Origin of the sequence: Fusicatenibacter faecihominis (assembly GCF_020686945.1) — a bacterium.
Taxonomy (GTDB): domain Bacteria; phylum Bacillota; class Clostridia; order Lachnospirales; family Lachnospiraceae; genus Limivivens; species Limivivens faecihominis.
This window is the reverse complement of record NZ_JAJEPR010000067.1, coordinates 1-7,065: the sequence shown is the minus strand read 5'-3', so window position 1 is coordinate 7,065 and position 7,065 is coordinate 1. Positions and strand designations below refer to the sequence as shown.

The following is a 7,065-nucleotide window of genomic DNA, read 5'->3' as shown; positions in this document are numbered from 1 at the left end:
ATAATCCTCGATAGCTCAATGGCAGAGCATTCGGCTGTTAACCGAAGGGTTGTTGGTTCGAGCCCAACTCGGGGAGTATGGCGCAGTAGCCAAGTGGTAAGGCAATGGTCTGCAACACCAGTACGCACCGGTTCAAATCCGGTCTGCGCCTCTGAAAAGCTCTTGATATTTCAAGAGCTTTTTCTTATGGCGGTGAGGAAAATGCAGACAAAATCGGGAAATAAAGAAGCAGGAAATGATGAGACCTATGAGGTTTCGTCATTTCCTGCTTTTTTCGTTTTATGCTTTTTCGAGGGAGTAACCGGCTCCGCGGATGGTGCGGATCTGTACCTGAGAATTGATTTCTTTTAATTTTTTTCTGAGGAAACTGATGTAGGTCCAGATCACATTGATATCCGCGTTGGAATCCATAACCCAGAAGGTCTCCATGAGATGCTCCGGAGAAAAGATTTTATTTGGATAGCGGAAAAATAATTCCATCAGCTGAAATTCCTTGTTGTTGAGGCGGATCTGGCTTTCGGAGGCAGAGAGCAGGTATTGTGAGCAGTCCAGCGTCGTGTTTTCGAGGGTCAGAAGTTCGGGAATGTAGGAGCTGCTCCGTCGCCCTAAGGCCCGGACACGAGCGAGAAATTCGCTGGGGGCAAAGCTTTTCGGGAGGCAGTCATCGGCGCCGGTATTGAGGGCCTGGATCCGTTCTTCAATGGCGTCCGTGCTGCAAAGATAGAGAAGGGGAGTTGCTATGTGGTTTTGACGAAGTTCCGCCAGGGTGGACAGAGAATGTTTGTCCGGGACCGTGGAAGATACTCCAAAGATAATGAGATGAAAGGGAGAAGAAGGGCCATAGCAAAGGGCATCGCCGGGGACAGTGGCCACATCCACGGTGTAGCGGTTCTTTTCCAGCAGATTCTTGAGTTTTCTGCCGAGGGAGAAATCATTTTCAATCAGTAAAATTCGCATAACATCACTACTCCTGTGTTTTTTCTAACTATATTTTAAAGGGAAATTGTGCCTAAAAAGCGAAATAAAATGGATATTGGTCATTTTTCAAAAAGTCTTCACAATTTTTTTAAGCTGGATTTTGGGAAGAACCCATAGAATAGAAAGAAAAACTATGGAGAGGAGAAAGAAATGGAGCTGGATGGAAAGTACAGACATGAATTGAAATACAAGATCCATTTTTCAGAATATCTGGCGATTCGCCAGAGGCTGCGGTCGGTGATGCGTTCGGACCCTCATGCGGGAGCGGATGGGACTTATCAGATCCGTAGCATTTATTTTGATAACGTCTATGATAAAGCCCTTCGGGAGAAGGTTGACGGGATCCAGAAACGGGAGAAATTTCGTATTCGTTATTATAATGACCGGTTTTCTCTTATTACGCTGGAAAAGAAGATCAAGCACAACAGCCTCTGTATGAAGAAAGATGCGGAGATCACAGAGGCAGAGTGCCGGGCGCTTCTTTCCGGGGATACGGGCTGGATGCTGGGGCATTCGGAGGAGCTGGTACGGGAGCTTTACTGCAAAATGAAGAGCCAGCAGCTGCGGCCCAGGGTTCTGGTTTCCTATAAGAGAGAACCTTACGTCTATGCGGCCGGAAATGTGCGTGTGACTTTTGACTCCAATATCCGGACCACGTTGTTTCACCGAGATTTTCTGGAAAATCAGGTGCGGGATATTGAGACGGAGGAGGTGCCGGGAGATATGATTCTGGAAGTGAAATTCGATGAGTTTCTTCCGGAGATCATCGCCTGCCTTCTGCAGACAGAGGGAATCCGTCAGCAGGCTTTTTCCAAGTACGGAGCCTGTCGGAAATTCGGATGAGGATGCGCTGCAGGCGTGAGCGAGAGGTTTGGGGCAAAAAATATGCAGCGGTTTCTGAATAGTTGAGAAAATACATAGTAATCAGGAGGAATCAATCAATGAGCTTTCAAGATATTTTCAAATCCAGTTTTCTGGAGAATGTGACAGAATTTTCACTTCTGGACACCTGCATCGGGCTGGCAGTGGCCCTGCTGGTGGGCCTTTTTATCTTTATGATCTATAAAAAGACGCTGACAGGAGTTCTTTACTCCGATGGCTTTGCGTTGACTCTCGTGGGCCTTTCGCTGGTGATTATGGCAGTAACGTCAAACGTGGTATTGTCCCTCGGTATGGTCGGAGCTCTTTCTATTGTCCGTTTCCGAACAGCGATCAAAGAGCCGGTGGAGATCGTCTTTCTTTTCTGGTCTCTGGCCGTCGGAATTGTCATCGGCGCAGGAATGATTCCGCTGGCGATCATCGGTTCCGCAATCATCGGTGTGATCCTGCTTCTTTTTGCCAACCGGAAAATCCGGAAACTGCCCTACATTCTGGTGGTGAGCTGCAAGGATGAGGCGGCAGAGCAGAGAATTACGGAGATTCTTGCGAAGGCTGTGGAATATTACACCGTGAAATCCAAGACAGTCAATGCGGCAGGCATCGAATTTACGGCGGAACTTCGGACGAAGGATGCGGAGACAGCTTTTGTAAACCGGATTACGGAGCTTGAGGGCGTGGGAAATGCCACACTCGTAAGTTACAACGGAGAATATATGGGATGATGGAGGAAAGGGTATGATCACACACAGACATACGACGAAGTGGATCGCACTGGTCATGGCTGTGGCTGTTTGTCTGTGTCTGGCGGCGGTGGCCTGCCCAGAACAGATAAAGGCCCTGGCCGGTGAGACCGGCGTCTCCATGGAATATGAGACGGCGCTTTTTAATACGGATGAGGTCATGCAGGTAAATATTCTCATGGATTCGGACGACTGGGATGAGATGCTGGAAAACGCCATGGAGGAGGAATATTATTCCTGTAACATGGAAGTCAACGGAAAGACTTTTTACAATATAGGAATCCGGCCTAAAGGAAATACCAGCCTTTCTTCCATTGCCAACGATCCCACGACGGACCGCTACAGCTTCAAGTTGGAATTTGACCATTCTGTCAAGTGGTTTTGAGATATTTTTTGAAAAATCTCCAAAGCGCATAGCTGTGCGTAAAGTCAATCAGGCAACCTCCGCTTCCTGCAAAGCCATTGCTTCTTTTGCAATCAGAGCCTTTACAAGCTCCTCCTGCGTATGCTTTGCGTTCTCTGCGGACATTGCGTTGACAACGAAAATCGTGCCGCCGATTCTCTCTACAAAGCCAGTTTTCATATCCTCCACGGTCATCACCTCCCTCCGTAAAAATAGGGGCGTCCGTTTCCGAACGCCCCGTTACCAGCCGAAAAAGGATTATTCCTTTTCATAGATTGCTTTCAGCGCGTCATAAAGGTTCCTGCCCTCGTCCTCCGTGAGCGTGATACCCTTGCCGCAGCGTTCGTGGTTTGGATGCCACTCTCGGATGTCCAGCTTGGCGGCATTGCCGTTCCACGAAATGAAGTTGGCTTCCTTTGTGTAGCCTTTGCCATTCTCTCCGAGGACGGCGAGGGGCTTGGTAATCGTGCTTGTAATGTCTTTCATTTTCGTACTTCCGTAATTCAAGTGTTGAAGAAGTTAAAAAGTCGGGATAGTAATGGAAGGGATTATCTTTCCCAATCATTTCTGCCCCGACGGTGTTTGGATTGTTCTTTTCGGGCGGCTGCTCTATCCTCCCGTTCCTGTGCTTCCTTGATACTGAAAAGCTCCTTGACCTTCTCTACAAAGACCTCCACCAGCTTTGGGAAGTGTTCCAGTGCCTGCAAAAACGGCTGGCATTTTTCTTTGAGCCGGTCATAGCGTTCCTGCAATCGCTCCATAGCAGAGGACGCATTGAAATACTGCCTTTGATAGTAGGAAACGCTGCTTTTCAAATCTTGGATTTCACTGCGGCTTGTGATACCATCCTTTGCAAGTGCCGTGAGCTGCTGATAATCGTCCTTGGAAACGGCAATCTTGCCGGTGAGGGTTTTCTGCCCCATTCCCTCAATCTCTGCCATTGTCTTGCGGACTTCGTGGGCAGGTTCATAGCGCACCTGCTCGGCTTCAATGCGTTCCTGAATGTGGGCAAGTCGTTCCTTGTCCTTCTGAATTTGATAATCCAGGCTGTTCAAATTCTCCGCTGTGCTGCCCAATACGCCACGCTCAAAGCCGGTGAAACCCGCTTCGGTCATATGCGCAAAGAGCTTGTCTTGCAGAACGGAATAGGACTTGCGGAACATCGGCTTTCCGTATTTGCTGATAACCTGCTGCCCGTTTTCGTCCAGCAGAGGGACCGTGTTCTTCCACTTCTTTGAGTGGGAAACTTGGTTGATGACCTCCTTGACCGTTCCTTTCAGGGCTTCGTCCTTGCAGCGTTTCGACCACAGGATTTCTTTTCGGACGGTGGGGATTGCCACGATGTGCAGGTGGTAGTGGTAGACCGGCTTGCCCAGTTCTTCGGACACCGCTTTGTTGATTTCATCGGCGTGCATAACCGCCGACACGATGTTCTCCTCGCCGTAAATCTCACAGCCGAAACGGTAGGCTTCCTCGTAGAACTGCTTGGCGTATTCGTAGCCGCCGTGCTCCTCAAAGTACCTTGTGTTCACATCAATGACCAACTCATTAAAAATGGTTGCACCGGCTTTCTGTCCTCTTGTGGAGATTTTGCCCTCGTCAATGAGCCGCTGGAAATACTCGTTGTAGGTCAGACCGCCCGTGTCCTTGAAGTGAACATTGCGGGCAATTTGCTCGGTGTCTACATTGAGATTTGCGTAGCTTTCGTTCTTGCGCTCGTTGTGTCGCTCGGTTTTCTGCGCTCCCTCTGCGGAGATTTTCTCCACTCGGATAACGCTCCAATTTCCTTCCGCCATTCTCATCACCTCCAGTCAGCGGAAAGGGAGGGGGTGCGGGTTACGCAACTTTTTCAAAGTGCGTAACCCACTATGACACTTTCAGCTTCGCTGCAAAGATGTCGTGGGCAAGGGCTTTCCTCCCTTGACCTCCCTCAAAACCTCAATCAAATAGGCAGGTCGTCCTCGTCCGTGACTTCCTGCCCATTCTCAATCGATTTTTCAACCTCTGGCAAAGTCCAGTACCAAAGAAAGCCGTCCTTCACAGAGCGAACTCCGGCTTTCTTTTTGGACTTCTTGTAGGTTGATTTCTTGAAGCCTGCGGCTTCAAGCTTTGCTTCGCAATCGGAAGCCAGCCGCCTGCCGCCCGACAGCAGGGAACGGATAAAGTCCGTTGCCGCTTCCTCACGGGCATTCGGTCTGCCCATCCTCGGAGCCGAGGCAGAGAAAGCGTCCTCCGCACTCAGCTCCAGCTCATCAAGAAAGTTCACGCCCTTGTCGGCCACCTCAAAGAGAATAGCCGAACCCATCGGCGCAAGATTGCTCTTGACCTGCACAAGATAACGCTCTGCCGGATTCTGTTTGTTTGCCGTGCGGGTGACGGCAAGAATGCTTCTCGCTGCACTGGCAATGTCGATAGAGCCATTGGTGCGATAGAGGGGGCTTGTGTCCTTCGCCTTGTTCATATGGGCGATGATAACAATGGCGCAGCCGGTGTCCTTGGCAACGGCAATCAGGTGGTTGAACTCAGCTCTCGTTTCGTTGGCGTTGTTCATCGAGCAGGTGTCACCGATATACGAACTCATCGGGTCGAGGATCAGCAGCTTGGCGTTGTACTTCTCCACGGCTTCACGGATACGGTCATCCCCGAAGGTCAGGCTCTTTTCGTCCTCCTTGATGAAAATGAGCCTGTCGCCGTCACCGCCCGCCGAATTAAATCTCGGCACAACGGTATCGTCTGCATCATCCTCGGTGGTCTGATAGATAACCGTCATCGGCTCACCGCTCTCGTCCTCATCGGCAAAGGGCAGCGGCGCACCCTTGGAAAGCAAAGCGGCAAGAGAAAGCATCAGCTTACTCTTGCCGAAGGGGATATAGGGATACCACAGCCAGCGCACCTCCTTGGGTATAATCTCGCTTGCCTTGATAATTTCCAGCTTTGCAGGAATGTTGTTTGGATAGTCTGTCATTGTCTTGTTCTCCTTTTCGATAGATAGTGCGGGCATTGGATAACGGTGGCACGGGAGCTCTGCTTGCAGCTCCTTTCGCATTTCCTGCAAAGCTCGTTATATTTCTTCCTGCCACGCTCATCAAGAAAGAACGCCCATTCTTCCTTGAGGTATTTCGGCATACGGGGCATAGCGAGCACCTCCTTTTCACTGCCGAATTGCCGATTTGCTCCCGAAACGCAGAAACGCCCAAAACCTGACCCCGCTGTATGGTTTCGGGGCGATTTTGGGCGTTTTCTTTCGATATAAGCGGCTTCATATTGGCGGCGGTATCCTTACCGTCCGTCATTCACAAGTCGCTGTTTGTCGCTTCCGGGTAACAAAAAAGCGCCGTATTTCTACGACGCTTTTGTCTTGCTCGGAAGCTGGAGCAAGGGAACGCTATTCAATTATCTGTTGTACTTTTTCTTTCTGCTTACAACCGTTGTACCAATGGCAGCACCGCCGCTGATAAACAGCAGAGCAATCCACAACAAAAGATTGGAGTTATCTCCCGTCTGCGGAGACTTGTCGGCGCCGGGTTTGACGGTGTCGCCGGGTAGCTTTGCCGTTACGGTATCGGCCTGCTTGATTTCCTGTGTTGCCGTAGCGTCCTTGTAATACTTCTTGCAACCGGAGCAATACCAGTATTCGATATTGCCCTCGGCAGTCTTGGTCGCCGCCACTGCCGGGAAGTGTTTCAAATCAGAGTGGTTGTTTGCATTCAACTCTCCGTAGCTTTCGCCACAGAACTCACACTTTGCCTTATCCTTGCAGGTGGCCTTACCGCCGGAGTGCTCAGTCAGCTTCTTGCCGCAATAATCACACTTGTGGTCTTTGTTATCGTCTGCACACTCGTTGATTATATAATCGCAGATATCACATTTGTGATCTTTGTTTGCATCGATGCAATCCTCCGTTTGCGTGCCTGCAGAGCATCCGTCAACGGTGCAGGTGCGGGTGTGCGTGCCGTCTCCGTTGGGCATCCATGCGCCCCAGTCGTGATCCAGCGCATTGCCGGAGAAGAAGGTCGCCTCATCCGCCGTGCCCTCGGAGCTCAGACCGCAGACTGCGCAGGACTT

9 protein-coding genes and 2 tRNA genes are annotated in these 7,065 nt (G+C 50.3%); 5 read left to right on the top strand and 6 right to left on the bottom strand.

The genetic code is table 11. The features are described from left to right. Nucleotides 1–4 precede the first annotated feature (4 nt). Together LKD71_RS17445 and LKD71_RS17440 are read left to right on the top strand one after the other, a co-directional pair. Nucleotides 5–76, top strand: a tRNA-Asn gene (locus LKD71_RS17445). Nucleotides 77–79: 3 nt separating this feature from the next. After that, nucleotides 80–151 (top strand) — tRNA-Cys (locus tag LKD71_RS17440). Nucleotides 152–279: 128 nt separating this feature from the next. On the opposite strand, the gene LKD71_RS17435 is transcribed toward LKD71_RS17440, so the two are convergent. Beyond that, on the bottom strand, nt 280–957 hold the full coding sequence (locus LKD71_RS17435) for a response regulator transcription factor (protein ID WP_227616363.1): 678 nt from the start codon (nt 955–957) through the stop codon (nt 280–282). A 171-nt stretch (nt 958–1,128) separates the two neighbouring features. Between LKD71_RS17435 and LKD71_RS17430 the strand changes: the two genes are divergently transcribed. From LKD71_RS17430 to LKD71_RS17420, 3 genes are all read left to right on the top strand, one after another. Continuing rightward, a complete protein-coding gene (locus LKD71_RS17430) occupies nt 1,129–1,821 on the top strand; it encodes a polyphosphate polymerase domain-containing protein (RefSeq protein WP_227616362.1) in 693 nt (230 codons plus the stop codon). 98 nt (nt 1,822–1,919) lie between these two features. Further along, a complete protein-coding gene (locus LKD71_RS17425) occupies nt 1,920–2,579 on the top strand; it encodes a DUF4956 domain-containing protein (protein ID WP_227616361.1) in 660 nt (219 codons plus the stop codon). Nucleotides 2,580–2,592: 13 nt separating this feature from the next. Then, a complete protein-coding gene (locus LKD71_RS17420; protein WP_227616360.1) occupies nt 2,593–2,982 on the top strand; it encodes a CotH family protein in 390 nt (129 codons plus the stop codon). Between the two features lie 48 nt (nt 2,983–3,030). Here LKD71_RS17420 and LKD71_RS17415 read toward each other — a convergent pair whose 3' ends face one another. The 5 genes from LKD71_RS17415 to LKD71_RS17395 all read right to left on the bottom strand — a co-directional run. Then, nucleotides 3,031–3,189, bottom strand: a complete 159-nt coding sequence (locus LKD71_RS17415) for a hypothetical protein (protein ID WP_227616364.1) — start codon at nt 3,187–3,189, stop codon at nt 3,031–3,033. A 69-nt stretch (nt 3,190–3,258) separates the two neighbouring features. Next, nucleotides 3,259–3,486 (bottom strand): YdbC family protein, encoded by a 228-nt coding sequence (locus LKD71_RS17410; protein WP_227616359.1) that lies wholly within the window; start codon nt 3,484–3,486, stop codon nt 3,259–3,261. Between the two features lie 62 nt (nt 3,487–3,548). After that, a complete protein-coding gene (locus LKD71_RS17405; protein ID WP_227616358.1) occupies nt 3,549–4,796 on the bottom strand; it encodes a plasmid recombination protein in 1,248 nt (415 codons plus the stop codon). Between the two features lie 146 nt (nt 4,797–4,942). Next, a complete protein-coding gene (locus tag LKD71_RS17400; protein WP_227616357.1) occupies nt 4,943–6,001 on the bottom strand; it encodes an AAA family ATPase in 1,059 nt (352 codons plus the stop codon). A gap of 392 nt (nt 6,002–6,393) precedes the next feature. Then, the coding region (locus LKD71_RS17395; protein WP_227616356.1) for an LPXTG cell wall anchor domain-containing protein at nt 6,394–7,065 on the bottom strand (672 nt) is incomplete at its 5' end.

Coding starts and splice junctions, on each gene's coding strand:
- LKD71_RS17420 (WP_227616360.1), top strand. CDS start 2,593: ATGATCACACACAGACATACGACGAAGTGGATCGCACTGGTCATGGCT.
- LKD71_RS17400 (WP_227616357.1), bottom strand. CDS start 6,001: ATGCCCGCACTATCTATCGAAAAGGAGAACAAGACAATGACAGACTAT.
- LKD71_RS17410 (WP_227616359.1), bottom strand. CDS start 3,486: ATGAAAGACATTACAAGCACGATTACCAAGCCCCTCGCCGTCCTCGGA.
- LKD71_RS17425 (WP_227616361.1), top strand. CDS start 1,920: ATGAGCTTTCAAGATATTTTCAAATCCAGTTTTCTGGAGAATGTGACA.
- LKD71_RS17405 (WP_227616358.1), bottom strand. CDS start 4,796: ATGGCGGAAGGAAATTGGAGCGTTATCCGAGTGGAGAAAATCTCCGCA.
- LKD71_RS17430 (WP_227616362.1), top strand. CDS start 1,129: ATGGAGCTGGATGGAAAGTACAGACATGAATTGAAATACAAGATCCAT.
- LKD71_RS17435 (WP_227616363.1), bottom strand. CDS start 957: ATGCGAATTTTACTGATTGAAAATGATTTCTCCCTCGGCAGAAAACTC.